The sequence below is a fragment of the Peribacillus sp. FSL M8-0224 genome, assembly GCF_038003055.1.
GTDB classification, from domain to species: Bacteria; Bacillota; Bacilli; order Bacillales; family DSM-1321; genus Peribacillus; species Peribacillus frigoritolerans.
Genome location: NZ_JBBOOJ010000001.1, coordinates 2,195,175 through 2,211,297 on the forward strand (window position 1 = coordinate 2,195,175; position 16,123 = coordinate 2,211,297).

Sequence of the window (16,123 nt, forward strand, 5' to 3'; positions counted from 1 at the left end):
ACTCCTTTACCTGATGGGTGCAAACGGTTTCATTTATGGACGTTATTAGGGAATTTTTGTTTTCACAAGTCTAATAGCTTAGAATCTGATTCTTAGATGATGTCGAATTCCCTCCGAAAGGAGATTACTTCTGCATTAAATAAGCATGAGTCAATATACATAGGTACCTATGCAGAATTAATTTCGAAAGCGCCGCTTATTAAAGAAAAGGAAGCCAAACGTCAGGAAACTAGGGATGTAAATTGATTCAAATCGATCATCCGCCAATGGAGGAAGAAGCTCATAAATGAAGTATGGGCTTTTTCCTATGGAGTATCACTTTAAAGAACTCTCTATCTTTCTATCAAAAACAAAGTGTCCGATTATTTAATTTGAGCCAATAAATCAGGAGTGATATGTTCTTCCGCTCCATAAAGTAATTTTTCCCCAAGTAATGAGCCCATTAATGCGACAGCAACTTCAGCCGTTTTATTATGCTCGTCCAATATTGGGTTTATCTCAACAAACTCTGCCGATGTAATGATATTAGCTTCAGCCAGCATTTCCATGGCAAGATGGCTTTCACGGTAGCTAATGCCTCCCATTACAGGCGTACCGACCCCAGGTGCATCATCTGGATCAAGACCATCAAGATCAAGTGATAAATGTACAAGGTCCGTACGTTCTTTCAGATAGGCGATCGATTCTTCCATCACTTTTGTCATACCCATTCTATCAATCTCATGCATCGTATAGACTTTAATTCCTTTTTCCCTGATTAACTCTTTCTCACCTTGGTCTAAAGAACGGGCACCAATGATGACAATGTTCTCTGGTTTGACTTTAGGAGAATATCCGCCGATGTTTGTCAGTGCAGGGTGGCCAAGACCCAAACTTACGGCTAGGGACATACCGTGTATGTTTCCTGATGGGGAAGTTTCGGCAGTATTTAAATCTCCATGTGCATCATACCATATTACCCCTAAGTTTTCAGTATGCTTCGCTAAACCTGCTAATGTCCCGATAGCAATGCTGTGATCTCCCCCTAAAACTAAAGGAAAACGATTTGCTTGGATGACTTCATCCACTTTTTGACTCAATTTTTCATTACCTTCTGCTACATCCTGCAGATTCTTTAAATTTGTGTCACTATCACTTTGTGCTCTTTCCTGTATTTCTACTTTAATATCACCTTCATCACGGACAGTATAGCCAATGTTTTCAAGTCTTTCACTTAATCCTGCATATCTGATGGCACTTGGCCCCATATCTACTCCTCTTCTAGTTTGACCAAGATCCATTGGCACACCAATGATTGAAATTTCCTTTTTCATATGTAATTCCTCCTTCGATTTTTCTACCCTAGTATAAGGGTAAAAGGATAGATGACTCAACTCGACATTTTTTTGAATATTTATACGATTGAAAAAAGGGTAAAAGTCCTGGGGTAAAATTCCTATTATTGATTATTTATGAATAGGATATAGTACCATGCGGGGTATGAAGGGAATTGGCTGAAATCCTTTGAAATCTGAGATTGTTAAGATTTTTATTCCAGGAATGGAAGTGATAGCGTTACCAATCGGAATCGGTGGCCGAAGGAAGATTCTGAAGATATTGAATATATTTTACTAGTTACATTTATTCATAAAAAGTAGCGGTTTCACCTTAAATGCATGGAAGGATTTTTCATTTTTATATGGAATATATAAAAAAGATTTAAAATATTTAGTAACATAAAATTTTTTCGCGACTTTTTTTCATCTAACACACTGAGTACTTTGTATTTTGCAGCAGTTTGAACTGGGAGGTATTCATGTTGAATTGCAATGATGGATATAGCGTAAGAATGGAACCGAACCAAAGGAATGAGAGCCTTAAGTATTTATCAAACCGCTGGTCAAACAAAATAAATAATTTTTTGGTTCTTTGCATATATGAGCAAAACAATCAATACCATGATCTCAATAATAAATTCAAAACACACAAGTTAAAAGGGGCGAAAGGGTTTCTAACTTTTAAAGATGGAATGAATAATAAAAGTTTTGTTATTTGGGAACATGCATATAAAGAGAACGAAGAGCTATTTGCCAAGCTGAGGTTAACGGCGAGAAATGAAACATTATCACATATTGCCCAACATGTCGTATTTCATCTATTAAGTGAATATGAAAGGGTTACTACAAAAAGTCATGCTATTTTAAAAGATAAACAGTTATTGGAAGACTCCATTTATCAAATGGAAAAAAAATTAAAGAATGAAACCTTTTTGGCTGAGAAATCGGTTTGGGAGGAATTTTATAGCTGGTTTAGACTGCTAGTCAAAGAATGGGTCCTTGAAGAAATAGCCTTATCAAAAGGCTTTAAAGAAATGGAAAGACTTGAGGAAGAAGCATTAAATAAATTATTTTACCATCATCTAACTAAACATTTTACTGAAAACACTCCATTTTTATCGAAAGTAACAGATATCGTTAATGAATATATTAAAGAGTGGATCGAAAAGATCATGAATGAATTTAATATCGAAAACAATACGATCGAAAAGATAGAAAACCTGCTATGTTTTAAGAGGGATTTTCAAACATCAGATTTATTATTATCCACGATGAGGGACTTTGCTTTCAGCTTTGCCATCAAAGATCATTTACTTGTAATGAATAGTCCCCCATATCAGTCGGTTAGAGAAGCTATTTATAAAAAAAAATTCGAAATCATTGGAAACATCCCTTGGCCGGCAACACCAATATTAAAGGGGAATACGGAAGGTTTCATACAAATGCTCCCTTTTGGAGAAGATCAAAAAACCTTTGAGCAGACGAATGTAAAAGAAGCTTGGAACCGAGTCCACTCTTTATCTGATGTGGATGTGGATGTTTTTGATGCTCTTTGCAGCCTTTTCCTGTCAAAGGCTGCTCATAATGAGGAAACAGTGGAGATTTATTTAAATGACCTCCTTTCAATAAGAGGATTGAAGCCAAAACTTGGTGGGTTCGGACGTCGGGGTGGTTACGAAGCTAAACAGCGTGAACAAATTTTGAAATCGCTTAAAAATATACAAAGCATCTGGATTAACATTAACAAAGCTACCATCTATGAAAATGGTAAGCCTGTTCAGACAAAGCTACAAGGAAGGACGTTTATCTTTAAAGATTATGCTGGTGTGGAATATGATATATCTGAGGAAGCAGGCAGGAAAAAAATAACGTACACGATTGATAATGTTTTTGCTAAATATCTTAATGGTTCTGCAAGGCAAGTTGCCCTTCTTTCAATAAAGGCACTTCAATATAATCCATATAAGCAACTTTGGGAAAAAAGGCTTACAAGATATTTAAGCTGGCGATGGAGGACCCAAGCAAGGAAAGGAGACTTTTTACAGCCGAATAAAACGAGTACCTTATTGGAATCGATCGGTGAAAAATTAAATGACCGTACACCATCTCGTACTAGGGAACGTTTCGAGAAAGCTTTGGATGTTCTACAGAATGATGGAGTAATTGCATCTTGGCATTATGAAAAGTGGGATGAATCCATAGCCGATTATAAAGGCTGGGCCAGTATTTGGCTGAATTCGATGATATTAATAGAACCGCCTGATATCATAAAGGAGCAATATCGATCTATAGAAAAAAAACAAAAGTCTCACACTGGCAATCGGCTTGCAAAGCAAGCCCCTGGTGGCCTGAAGAGCAGTGAACATATTGGTGAGCAAATAAGAATCACAAGAAAAAAACTCAACCTTTCCTTATATCAATTAGCAGAAGAACTGGAGATATCAGCCCCATACGTCAGTAACATAGAGCGGGGGATGAAAATTCCATCCACTAAAATTCAAACGAAAATGAAGAAATGGCTAGAAAAACAGCAACATATTAATGGATCTTGAACAAATAAACCCTATTCCTAATTAAGGAATAGGGTTTATTTGTGTTGCCATATACATAAAAAGCATTGGCGTTTATCTTGTTCCAATGTCGGGGCTATTGCTGTATGAAGTCGGGGTCATCCAGAACACATATTTTTCATTCTATTCTTTTGACCCTGCTGCCTAAGTGAAATTTAGTCTATAAAAAATAATTAACTGCCTAATGTTTTAAATGAATTTAACAAACTATGAATTTCAAGATTATTAAACCCCTCCATGTAAGATTGATTCAAAGATATCTTTTTTTAAGTAGGGGGGAAGATTCATGATAGAAAATAAACATTCAAACAATTCTCATGAAACTCTTGAGCCGTTATTCAATCCAAGGTCCATTGCAATCCTAGGTGCCTCCAAGAGTGAATACAAAATTGGGAATTTACAGGTCAAAGCCCTTTTGGATGGTCATTTTAATGGGGAGATTTACCCAATCAACCGTAATGCAAAAGAGATTGAAGGGATTAAGTGCTATGAATCTTTGTCAGATGTTCCGAATGAAATTGATTTAGCCATTTTTTGCCTTGGGGCGAATCAGGTCCAGCAAGGATTAGAGGATTGTGCACGAAAGAAAGTGAAAGCAGCCATCATTTTTGCTGCGGGTTTTTCTGAAACAGGAAAAGAAGGCATCAAGCAACAGAAATTGTTAACAGATATTGCAAGAAAGAATGGAATACGGATAGTGGGTCCCAATTGTGTTGGATTAGTGAATTTGTCGAATGGCTTGATTGGCACTTTTTCCCCTGCCATTCAATCAGTGCCAATAAATGACCAAAGAGGGGTAGGATATGTTTCCCAAAGCGGTGCGTTTGGTGTTTTGACTTATATGGCAGCAGCTCAGAATGGATTGAGTTTCAATTATTTCGTGAGTGTTGGAAATGAAATGGAAACTGAATTCTCGGATGTCATTGAATATATGATTCATGATTCAAAAACAAGTGTGATAAGCGGCTACTTGGAAGGTGCAAAAAACCCGGAAAAATTACGAAGCCTGGCAAAAGAGGCATTGGATAGAAATAAACCCATAATTGTCATGAAAACCGGGAGGAGCAAGGCCGGAAGCAGAGCTGCAGCTTCACATACAGGTTCACTTGCGGGATCGGATCAAGTATATGATGCCTTTTTTAAGCAAGTTGGCATCGTAAGGGCCGACGATTATGAAGATATCATATCTTTTTCAAAGCTATTCCTATCAAAGAAGCTTCCAAATGGACGCAATACGGTTATTATCACCAGTTCAGGCGGGAGGGGAATAAATGAAGCGGATCGCTGTGAATCATACGGACTTACCATCAACCCACTGAGCTCAAAGACAATAACAGAAATCAAACGTAATATACCCGAATATGCAAGCGCTTCCAACCCTGTGGATTTAACAGCGGCCGCATCAGTTTCCAATCCTGAGTTATTTCTTGCACCATTGAGAGCACTTGTAGAAGATCCGGATGTCGATAACATCATTTTTACTGAGTTTCCCTTTAATTGGACTGCCGAACACCCTTTGCTTCAAGAGTTCATTGAAATTTGTACATGCTCAGATAAATTTGTATTCATTACTACTTTTCCATTAGACGGCATGACACTTCCGCTTGGTACCGCTGAGCTCGTGAAAAATGGCATACCGGTGATCCCCGGGAACCTTAATCCGATAAGAGGGCTGGCGAAACTGGTTGAATACAGTGAATTTTATCGGAAGAATCTAGAAAATCAAGCTTCCATTATTACTAAGAAAATTGAGAAACAAAGCTTACAAGACATGCTGAAGCCCGGTACTGCATTAAGTGAATCCGAAGCTAGTATGGTTTTGGAACGATACCGGATTGCTACCACGAAGCGTGTAATAGCTGAAAATGAAAACGATGCAGTACAATTCGCTAACAGTATCGGTTATCCGGTTGTGTTAAAGGTCGATTCACCGGATATCCCGCATAAGACGGAAGCGGATGCCATTCGATTGAATGTAAGGACTGATCTTGAAGTCAGGAAAGCTTTCACAGATATTAAGCGGAATGCACTAGATTATAAACCTGATGCTACTATATACGGCATTTCCGTTCAGGAAATGTTGCCTGATGGAGTGGAAATCATTGTTGGTGCAAGTGATGATCCTGTATTTGGACCGGTTATCATGTTTGGTCTAGGGGGAATATTCGTTGAGATCTACAAAGATATATCGTTTAGAATTGCTCCATTGTCAAGGCAAGATGCACTTGAAATGATTGAAGAAATCAAGGGCAAGGACATTTTATTGGGAGCACGGGGGAAAGCACCGGTTGATATCGAAGCCATCATTGATGTGTTATTAAAGGTTTCCGCTATAGTTACAGATTATAAACATTCCATTGACGAATTGGACATTAATCCTTTGCTGGTATATGAAAACGGAATAAAAGCTGCTGATGCCATGATTGTTGTGAAAAATAATGTAACTGATAATACCGTTATTAGGGGGTAGAGTGCATATGGAACTTGATCATTTGAAAGGATTAACGGGAGCTGAATTTATATTTGAAGTCGAAAAAAGGCATATCAGGCAATTTGCTGAGGCAATTGGTGATATTAATCCCTTATATGTGGATGAAGAATTTGCTGCGAAAACTTCATATGGTGGCATTATTGCACCACCAACCTTCCCGATTGCCATTGGTCAGGATAGCGGCGAAAGCCTTGACTTGGGCCTCGAACAAAAGAGAATGCTGCATGGTGAACAGGAGTTTATTTATTCCCGCCCCATTAGGCCCGGTGATAGGTTGCATTGTCAGATGAAAGTATCAAATGTATACGAACGGGAAGGAAGAAATGGAAAGATGCAGTTCTTGATACTTGATACAGAAATGAAAGATGAGTCAGGTGAAATGGTCGTCATAAGCCGAACAAATATCATTTATCGGCCCATTAGGCTCCTGTCTGAAAAAACATCCCGATGATTAATGGTATTAAAGTATCATTATCAAATTCTAGCAAACTGAAAACAGGAGGAATCAGGGATGTTGAACTATGAAAGTTTACATGAGGGGCAAAGACTTGAACCTTTCATCAAGCCACCAGTAACCAAGGTGCAACTTGTTAAATATGCCGGTGCTTCAGGAGATTTCAATCCATTGCATACAGATGATGCATTCGCACAGGAGATTGGCATGAATGGTGTGATTGCTCATGGAATGCTGGTAATGGGGTTTCTTGGTGAATATGTAATGAAACTGGCTGGTGATCATGCTGTGCCGGCAAACTTTAAAATGAGGGTCGGTGCCGTAACCGTACCAGGAGATCGACTCACATGTTCTGCTTTCGTGAAAGATTTATATGAAGAAGGAGGTCAACGCTTTGTAAGACTGGATCTAATTGCTGAGAAGGAACCAGAGCAAGTTGTGGGTTCAGGTGAAGTGGTTTTACGGGTTCAATAAGGGTTTCAATTTATTAAAAAGGAGGCTTTTGTATGGAAAGCATTAAAAATCGCTATGCCATTGTCGGTGTAGGGGAAAGTGAGCGTTCTAAGAATTCCGGTACAACCCCGTTACATTTGGCGTTGGACGCTGCTCGGGCAGCATTGAATGATGCTGGGCTTCAAGCGAAAGATATTGATGGGTTCATGAGCTATTCGGAAAACGATTCTTGTACATCTCATCAATTAGCAACATATTTAGGGGTCCGTCCCAAATATGTAAAGGATATTTTGGGCGGGGGAAGCAGTACCGAAATGCTGATAGCTGACGCTGTTGGATTAATCGAATCAGGTCAATTGAATACGGTGTTGATTTATCGTTCCATGAATGGACGCTCAGGCGTACGGATGGGCGGAGGCGGCTGGGATGTGAATATGCTTCAAACAGCCATAGAAGGCGGAAGCTTCATCATTCCTTACGGTGCTGGCAGTCCGGCTCAGTGGTTCGGACTTTTTGCGACGCGACATATGCATGAAACCGGGCTGACAGAGGAACATCTTGGGCATGTCTGTTTAGCTTTTTACGAACATGCTCAAAGGAATCCTAAAGCATACTTTTATGGTAAACCATTAACGATGGAGGAATATCTTAAAACGCCCTATTTAAGCTATCCATTTAAAAAACATGATTTCTGCCTGGAATCAGATGAAGCCAATGCAATCATTGTCACTTCAGCAGAACGTGCGAAAGGATGCAAGTCCAGACCGGTATACATCATGGGTTTATCTGCTAGGCAGTGTGTGTCCCATGCACATTATTGGAATGATTTAACCGAAGTGGCTGCTGACTATGTCGCGCCTGAAGTATATAAAATGGCTGGAGTAAAACCTGAAGATATTGACGTTGCATCCATATATGACTGTTATAGCTGGGTTGTACTTCGGCAGTTGGAGGCTTATGGATTTGCACCGCGCGGAGAGGTCGGTGACTTTGTAGCCGAAGGAAACTTGCGGATCGGCGGGAAATTACCTTCGAATACAGCAGGAGGAATGCTATCGGAAGGATATACACATGGAATGAATAACGTATTGGAAATCGTTCGTCAAGTTCGTCACGAATACAAAGGAACCGATCGGCAAGTGGAAAATTGTGAAATCGGAATTTGTACTGGCTGGGCTGGACCGGATATGGCCGGTGCCATGATTTTAAGAAATTAGGAGGGAACAAAATGGAATACCAAAAACCTATTCCGCTAAAAACACAGGATAATAGTCCATATTGGGATGGTGCAGATCGTCATGAACTGATTCTTCAAAAATGCAATTGCTGCCATCAATATTCACACCCTCCCGGTCCGAGCTGTGCAAAATGTGGCAGTTCGGAACTTAGCTGGGAAAGCCAAGGCAGCGATATTAACGGTAAAGTCTATTCATATATCGTTTCCTATCGGCCCTTCTTACCTGGATTCCAGGATGATTTACCGCTTGTAATTGCCATAGTCGAATTAGATACTCTGCCCCAGGTCAAGTTAATCGGAAATATTCTGCATTGTTCACCAGAAGCTATTGAAATGGGTATGCCAGTTAAGATGGTTTGGAAGGAAATTACGGATGAACGGTCACTGCCGCAATGGATTCAGTCATAGAAGTGTAATTTGCAAGCATTAAAGGAGGAAACTAATCTATGGATTTTTCATTTACAACCAAGGAAGAAGAATTCCGTCTTGAATTGAGAGCGTGGCTTGAAGGAAATTTACCTGAAGGTTGGCTTGAAGGAACCAGTAATGTTTCAAAAGATGAAGGAGGGGAGTATGCCGTTTTCCTCAGGAATTGGCAAAGGAAATTATATGAAGGTGGCTGGGCCGCGATTGCCTGGCCAAAAAAATACGGCGGACGAGAAGCGACGTTGATGGAGGAAATAGTTTATCAACAGGAAATGGTAAGAGTAAAAGCTCCGGCGCTTGTGAATTATGTAGGCATCCATATGGTGGGACCCACTCTAATGCAGATTGGAACGGACGAACAAAAAGCAAAATATATCCAAAAAATTCTCACAGGAGAGGAAGTATGGTGTCAAGGATATTCCGAACCGAATGCTGGATCCGATTTATCCGCCATTCAAACAAGCGCCGTAAAGGAAGGAGATCGGTGGATCATTAATGGTCAGAAGGTTTGGACAAGCTTTGGCCACTTAGCTGATCGATGCTTTTTACTGGCTCGGACGAATCGTTTTGATAAAAAGCATAAAGGGATAACGGTTTTCCTATTGGATATGAATCAGCCGGGGGTGGAAACAAGGCCCATCATTCAAATGGATGGTCAGCATGATTTTAATGAAGTCTATCTGAATGATGCGATTGCATACGATGCTGAAATAGTTGGGGAAGTGGATGAGGGCTGGAAAGTTACGATTGCATTGCTCATGCATGAAAGAACGGGAATCGGGGCGCAAGTTTTTACATTGGAGCAACAATTTAATGAACTTGTAGCCTTAGCTAAAGAATTGAAGGAAGATGATGAGCCATTGATGGACAATCCGCTTGTTCGTCATACAATGGTAGATTTATATACTCGCTCGCGCGGTTCACTTTTGAACTATTATCGTAATTTAACTAAGACATTAAAAAATGGTCATCCAGGAGCAGAAGGTTCGATGGATAAATTGATGGTAAGTGAACTTACTAAAGTGCTGTTGTCCCAATCTATTTCTTTACAGGGACATAAGGGTATTCTGTGGAAAGAAGATGCAATCACGTCCAACTCATATTGGCAGGATAATTACCTTTATTCTTTTGGACAAACAATTGGAGGCGGAACGAGCGAAATACAAAAGAATACGATAGGGGAAAGGATTTTAGGTTTACCGAAAGATATGGGACGTTAAGATGAAAAGGGGGGAATGAACGTGGATTTTTCTTTAAATCAAGAACAAGAAATGTTTCGTGGATATGTCCGGAAATATTTAGATGGTGCTGGGCAAACAAAAACGGCCCGTGCATACATAGAGGGTGAAACTGGATCTCTAAGGGCCATATTATCCGGGCTTGCCGATTTAGGGTGTACAAGTATTAATATATCTGAAGGTCACGGGGGAATGGGTTTAGGTCCCCTTGATTTGATACCTGTACTGGAAGAAACCGGCCGTTCTTTATTGCCGGGTTTATACTTAGAAACGAATGCATTAGCTGTGCCATTAATAGAGAAATTCGGTACGGAAGGACAAAAAGATAGGTATTTAGCCGAAATTTCGGCCGGTATAAAAACATTCTCGCTAGCTTGGTTAGAACAAGGTGGAAGTTACGGTCCTTCTGGTATTAACTTGGAGGCAAAATCCCTAAACGGTCGGTTGATATTGAGCGGAGTGAAATCAATGGTTCCCGATGCGGAGTTGGCTGATCATTATATCGTATTAGTCCGCACAGGCAAAGGTAAACGAAATGAAGGGATCACACTTCTTATCGTCGATCGAAATGAAACGAATGTGACGATTGAAAGCCAGAAAAACATTGATGAAACCCGACATTTGGCAGCATTGGCTTTCAATGATGTCGAAATTCCAATGGATCAAATACTTGGATCGATGCATCAAGGGTGGGATGCCATCCAAGAAGGGTTACTCTCTTTCAATGCCGCTCTCTCGGCATTAATAATCGGGTGTATGGAGAAAGTGGTGGAGATGTCTGCAGAGTATGCGAAGATCCGTGAACAGTTTGGTCAGCCCATAGGAAGATTCCAAGCGATTAAACATAGGATCGTCGATATGAAAATGGATCTCGAAACCGCCAGATCTTTAGCTTATTATGCTAACTGGGCATTGGAAAGCGGTGCAGAAGATCGAGTTCAAGCCATATCTTGTGCACGAATATTTGCCACGAAAGCATTCGTACGTATTTCGTCAGACAATATTCAGATTCATGGAGGAATAGGGTTTACAGAAGAAATGGATTGTCACCTTTTTGTTAAGCGTGCAAGGTTCTATGAGAATTATTTAGGAAGCACGGAACAATATTACAAACAGGCCGCTACGGCATTAGGTTGGTAAAAAAGCAGAAAGGGTTACAATCATGTTTAACAAAGCCGAAGGGTGGAGATGAAGGTTGGAAATTTCATATAAAGTGAAAGAGTACCAGAATATGATAAATGGCGATCTGGTTCCCGCTTCTTCCGGGAAGAGGATTGAGAGTTACGATCCGTCGACAGGCAGGGTTTGGGCAACCATTCCTTGCAGTATGGTCCAAGATGCTGAAGCGGCGGTGGAAGCAGCCCGAAGCGCTTTTGCCGATTGGTCTTCGAGGCCAGCTATGGAAAGGGCAGTTTACCTGAGGAAAATAGGTGACAAGGTCGTAAAGCATGGTGAAGAGCTAGCTGAGTTGGAATCAAGAGACAATGGTTGGGTGATCAGGGAAACGAGTCACGGCCTCATTCCCAGCTTAGCAAGCCTTTGGTATGATGCAGCAGGGGCTACAGCTATTGGAAGTAAGGGAGATACGGTCCAATTGGGACCTTCAAGCGTGGGTTATTCTTTGAGGGAACCTCTAGGGGTAGTTGTAGGAATCCTTCCATGGAACTCACCGCTTTTCACTTTTACCATTAAAGCGGCTTATGCGATTGCGGCAGGAAATGCTGTCATTATCAAACCATCTGAATTGGCTTCTGTCGCTTCATTGCGATACGGAGACCTGATTAATGAAATCCTCCCGCCAGGTATCCTGAATGTTGTATCAGGAACTGGAGCGGAAGTGGGGGATACTCTAGTAAGCCATCCAGATGTGAACAAAATCAGTCTGACCGGTTCTGGAGGAACGGCAAGGGCCATAGCTCAATCGACTGCACGTAATCCTAAGCCAATGATTTTGGAACTGGGCGGGAAATCGCCAAACATAGTCTTTGCGGATGCAAACCTTGAAAAAGCAGCGCAAGGGGTGACAAGCTTTGGGATATTTAGCGGTAACGCAGGACAACTATGTGTAGGCGGATCGAGGATTCTAATTCAAAGGTCCATATTCGATGAAATGATTAATAGGATGAAAGAAGTGATAGAACATCAAATTCAACTGGGTGATCCGATGAATCCAGCCACTTCAATGGGACCGATCGCTAACGTTGCTCAATATGAAAAAATCCTCTCCTATATAGATTTAGGTCAAAAGGAAGGAGGGGAAATCATCATCGGTGGCCGTCATGGAGGTGTCAGCCTATTACCTGATGAACCTAAATTAGCCGATGGCTATTGGGTTGAGCCAACATTGATCAAGGTCAATAGTAATTCTCTCCGTATCTGTCAAGAAGAAATCTTCGGTCCGGTAGCGACCGTTATCCCCTTTGATACGGAAGAGGAAGCCATCACCATAGCTAATGACAGTGATTTTGGTTTAGGAGCTGGAGTATGGACCTCGAATTTGAATCGGGCACACCGGATGGTCCGCAAACTGGAATCGGGGAATGTATGGGTGAACTTGTTTCGCAGGGTGGGACCTGAACTCCCATTCGGAGGCCAAAAAAATAGTGGATTCGGAACGGATTCCATTCTTGAATATACCCGTGAGAAGACCTGTTATATGGAAATAGGATGAGTTCTCATAAAATAGGCAGGGAATTCACTGTGAATATGGACTGGGGGTTCTGTAATTGGCACAAGATTCTAAAGGGATTTTCTATGGGTGGTATGTTGTGTTGTGTGGCTTTTTCATAATGTTCGCCGGATTTTCGATAATAAATTCCTTGCACAGTTTGTTCATGGTTCCGGTTACAGAGGATTTAGGAATAAGCAGAACCACTTTTTCCATTGCACTTTCCGTTGCGGGCCTTGGCGTGGCTGTTGCTTCTCCTATCATGGGTAAATTACTCGCTAAAGGGAATATGAAGTTGATCATGTCAATTTGCGTAGTAATGGCCGGAGCAGGATTCATGTCATACTCGCTTGCCAACTCAGCTGTATATTTTTGTATCATAGGCTTTTTAATTGGCATTTGTGTTGCAGGCTTTTCCAATATTCCCATATCAATCATGTTAACCAATTGGTTTTATGAGAAAAAAGGAAAAGCCATGGGTTTGGCATTTGCCGGATCGGGAATAGGGGCAGCAGCACTCAGTCCGATCATTACAAACTTAATCTCAAATTATGGTTGGAGAACAGCCTACGTAATAGCAGGGATACTGATAATTGCTTTAACATTACCCTTGGTTCTTCTTTTTGCAAAGAAAAGTCCCGCAGAAAAGGGGCTCGTTCCACTAGGTTCTGACAAAATGGAAATGGCCGAAACTACTGGGGAATCTGAACAGAATGGCTTAATGATGGGGGAAGCCAAGAAGACAGCAATGTTTTGGATTTTCGTTCTGGGAATCGTTTGTTTTGCATTAGTTGCAGGCGGGGTGCAAATGCATATCCCGGCATACCTGATCGATATAGGGCATCCAGCCATCTTTGCTGGAACCATTTTTGGTATCCTCTCTTTGGCAAATACGGTAGGGAAATTGATTTTAGGAGCTATATTGGATAAGTTCGGTACGGCAGGCGGTGCCATTTATGTAGGTGTTTGCATGACGATGGCAATGGCAGCACTATTGTTAGCGAAGACACAGGCATTCGCATTCCTATTCGCCATCGCCTTTGGCTTTAGCATTGTAATATCGACACTAGGGCCTCCCTTCATGACAAATGATATCTTTGGAAAGAAAGACTTTGGCTCCATTTTTGGCATTGTGCAAGTTTTTTTTGTGGCGGCAGGCTCATTGGGTGTGATCGTTTCGGGTGTAATCTATGATTTGACAGAAAGCTACCGTGCAGCATGGATTTTTTTCCTTTGTTTATTCATCTTCAGTATGGTTTGTGTACTAGCGGCAAATAGCATGAAAAAAAAGACGATCAGAAGAATCAAGAATATTTCGGACAAAAAAATTGGATAGTTTACTAGAGGAAAGTGCTTTTGAAGGATTTGTTTCCCATATACAAAAAAGGTAAAGAGCGACTGCTCTTTACCTTCCTGTTAAACTATATGATGGTTTAAAACTTTTTATGCCATTCGTCATCTTCAAGTGGCACACCATTGGTACTAATATATTCTACAATCATATTTCCGTGTTTAAGGACTCTATCTTTTTTTAGGGCATTGATAACTGCGGTAAAGCGGTCTTCATCTGCATCCTGTTTCTTACGTGAAAGGGTAATCCGAATGGTTGGGGAAACTTCGTAATCTTTATAGCTGGCTGGTTTATTCGGATCAATCTTCATTTCTTTACCGATCTCCTCATTAAAGACCAAGAGTAATTGATTATAATCGCCTATTTCTTCTTGAATCTCCTCCCAATCTTCGCTTTCTGCAATATCTTCCATTTCCTTGGAAATCAACACGTCACCCAGTTCTTTTTCAACATATGGCCTAATTTCTTTCTCTGCATCATCTTGCCATTTATCAGAAATAAATGTATCCTCCATTTCCCCTGTTTCATCATTAAAGAAAACGAGAAAATGCGTACCATATTTTTTATGTTTCACTTTAGCTGCGTATTCAAAATAGCCCCGGTTTCCCATATTGTCATATAGGACATCATATATTTCGGTTCCTTCATCAAAATTTTCCTTTAAATATCTTTCAGCTTGATCCCGGATTTTCTTTTCTTCATCAGGATCTGCTTTCATGCTCTGTGTGAATGAAAACAATAGGATTACCACACCGACCAAGATGATTGAAAAAACACCTAATAAAGTAAGTAAAATCTTCTTTGTTTTGCTCAAGGAACACCCTCCTGTAATCACTGCTACTTTAAAATAATTCCCATATTATTCTAACATCTTTATCACTCATTTTACTATGGAAATTGAGCCTATCTTTTCCCCAGTGCGAAATCTTAATTACCTGCCCTCCAAAAGATCGGGATACTTTGTTACAATAAAATCCTTAGTACCCTAAAGGGAGAGATTGACTTGGAAACCTATCAAAGAAAAATGAACCTTAATCGGGATGAATACAGAAAGTTGCAGTGGAAACAGCATCGTATACAAGTTACAGGTTTATTCGATGCCGTTTTTTCGAAAAAAGCGTTCGTAGATAAAGTGGCTATCGTCGGAGCAGGCAATTGCGATGATTTGGATATAGAGTATCTGGCAACTAAATGCAACTCCATATATTTATTTGATATAGATATGGAAAGTATGGAAAAGGGTACGGCAAATTTGCCTGAACGGACCCGGGAGAAAATTCAACTTATTGAAATTGATGTAACAGGCCTCGATAAAGTGGATTTTGATCACCACCTATCTTCCATGCTGAATCGTGGTGAAACGGCAAAGGGAATTATTCGGTATTTAAAGGATACCGAGAATCGGTTAGGTCAGCTTTCTGAACGTGTTTTTGCTAATTATTATAATGATTTTGATATCGTGGCAACTTCCGCCATTTATACTCAACTATTTTATAATTGGGCCATGGAGCTTCTTTCCGATCATGTAAACCACTATCGGAAAGAAGATGCAGAAGAGATGAAGAATGGAATTTTGGATGTAAGGGATGAAATCGTTCGTACAGTGAATCACTCTATTTATAAATGTTCCAAGCAAAATGGATTCTGTATTACATGGACTGATATCTTAAAAATCGAACCTGAGTATATGGATACCATTAACGAAGGGCTGAATGCCATCTTTGCATTGGCCTCGAACGTGGGATATGGGGCAGCCTTGATAGGGGTAAAAACGTTTATTGAAAAAGTGGAAAAAAGTGAATTAAGCCTTCGATACTGGACATGGGATTTTAAAGCTAACAAACAGTATTTGACCATTGGCATTATCGGGAGAAACAATCGGTTGTAATTGAATAATGGCGGGATAGATAAGCAAATAA

General features: G+C 40.4%; 13 protein-coding genes. 11 read left to right on the forward strand and 2 right to left on the reverse strand.

Annotated features, from left to right (window positions below; translation table 11 throughout):
* Nucleotides 1–362 precede the first annotated feature (362 nt).
* Nucleotides 363–1,313, reverse strand: a complete 951-nt coding sequence (gene rocF / locus MKX49_RS10610) for an arginase (RefSeq protein ID WP_340876397.1) — start codon at nt 1,311–1,313, stop codon at nt 363–365.
* Between the two features lie 482 nt (nt 1,314–1,795).
* Here rocF and MKX49_RS10615 point away from each other — a divergent pair, with 482 nt between their 5' ends.
* The 10 genes from MKX49_RS10615 (at nt 1,796) to MKX49_RS10660 (ending at nt 14,189) form a co-directional block, all read left to right on the forward strand.
* Complete coding sequence (locus MKX49_RS10615; protein ID WP_340876399.1) at nt 1,796–3,868, forward strand: helix-turn-helix domain-containing protein; 2,073 nt, start codon at nt 1,796–1,798, stop codon at nt 3,866–3,868.
* Nucleotides 3,869–4,172: 304 nt separating this feature from the next.
* Nucleotides 4,173–6,356, forward strand: coding sequence for an acetate--CoA ligase family protein (locus MKX49_RS10620; protein ID WP_340876401.1), 2,184 nt, complete (start codon nt 4,173–4,175; stop codon nt 6,354–6,356).
* A gap of 7 nt (nt 6,357–6,363) precedes the next feature.
* Nucleotides 6,364–6,828: a MaoC family dehydratase N-terminal domain-containing protein gene (locus MKX49_RS10625; protein WP_323596779.1), complete on the forward strand. Its 465-nt coding sequence runs from the start codon at nt 6,364–6,366 to the stop codon at nt 6,826–6,828.
* 60 nt (nt 6,829–6,888) lie between these two features.
* Nucleotides 6,889–7,305 (forward strand): MaoC/PaaZ C-terminal domain-containing protein, encoded by a 417-nt coding sequence (locus MKX49_RS10630; RefSeq protein WP_340876402.1) that lies wholly within the window; start codon nt 6,889–6,891, stop codon nt 7,303–7,305.
* Nucleotides 7,306–7,337: 32 nt separating this feature from the next.
* Nucleotides 7,338–8,501 carry a thiolase C-terminal domain-containing protein gene (locus MKX49_RS10635; RefSeq protein ID WP_340876403.1) on the forward strand — a complete coding sequence of 388 codons (1,164 nt, stop codon included), beginning with the start codon at nt 7,338–7,340 and terminating at the stop codon, nt 8,499–8,501.
* Nucleotides 8,502–8,512: 11 nt separating this feature from the next.
* Entirely contained in the window at nt 8,513–8,929 is a 417-nt protein-coding gene (locus tag MKX49_RS10640) for a Zn-ribbon domain-containing OB-fold protein (protein ID WP_323596782.1), read from the forward strand.
* A gap of 38 nt (nt 8,930–8,967) precedes the next feature.
* Nucleotides 8,968–10,167 carry an acyl-CoA dehydrogenase family protein gene (locus tag MKX49_RS10645; protein WP_340876404.1) on the forward strand — a complete coding sequence of 400 codons (1,200 nt, stop codon included), beginning with the start codon at nt 8,968–8,970 and terminating at the stop codon, nt 10,165–10,167.
* Nucleotides 10,168–10,182: 15 nt separating this feature from the next.
* Nucleotides 10,183–11,325 carry an acyl-CoA dehydrogenase family protein gene (locus tag MKX49_RS10650; RefSeq protein WP_340876405.1) on the forward strand — a complete coding sequence of 381 codons (1,143 nt, stop codon included), beginning with the start codon at nt 10,183–10,185 and terminating at the stop codon, nt 11,323–11,325.
* Nucleotides 11,326–11,380: 55 nt separating this feature from the next.
* Nucleotides 11,381–12,856, forward strand: coding sequence for an aldehyde dehydrogenase family protein (locus MKX49_RS10655; RefSeq protein ID WP_340876407.1), 1,476 nt, complete (start codon nt 11,381–11,383; stop codon nt 12,854–12,856).
* A 55-nt stretch (nt 12,857–12,911) separates the two neighbouring features.
* Nucleotides 12,912–14,189 (forward strand): MFS transporter, encoded by a 1,278-nt coding sequence (locus MKX49_RS10660; RefSeq protein ID WP_340876408.1) that lies wholly within the window; start codon nt 12,912–12,914, stop codon nt 14,187–14,189.
* A gap of 97 nt (nt 14,190–14,286) precedes the next feature.
* Here MKX49_RS10660 and MKX49_RS10665 read toward each other — a convergent pair whose 3' ends face one another.
* Nucleotides 14,287–15,018, reverse strand: coding sequence for a hypothetical protein (locus MKX49_RS10665; RefSeq protein ID WP_340876409.1), 732 nt, complete (start codon nt 15,016–15,018; stop codon nt 14,287–14,289).
* 189 nt (nt 15,019–15,207) lie between these two features.
* Between MKX49_RS10665 and MKX49_RS10670 the strand changes: the two genes are divergently transcribed.
* On the forward strand, nt 15,208–16,092 hold the full coding sequence (locus MKX49_RS10670) for a hypothetical protein (protein ID WP_340876411.1): 885 nt from the start codon (nt 15,208–15,210) through the stop codon (nt 16,090–16,092).
* Nucleotides 16,093–16,123 lie beyond the last annotated feature (31 nt).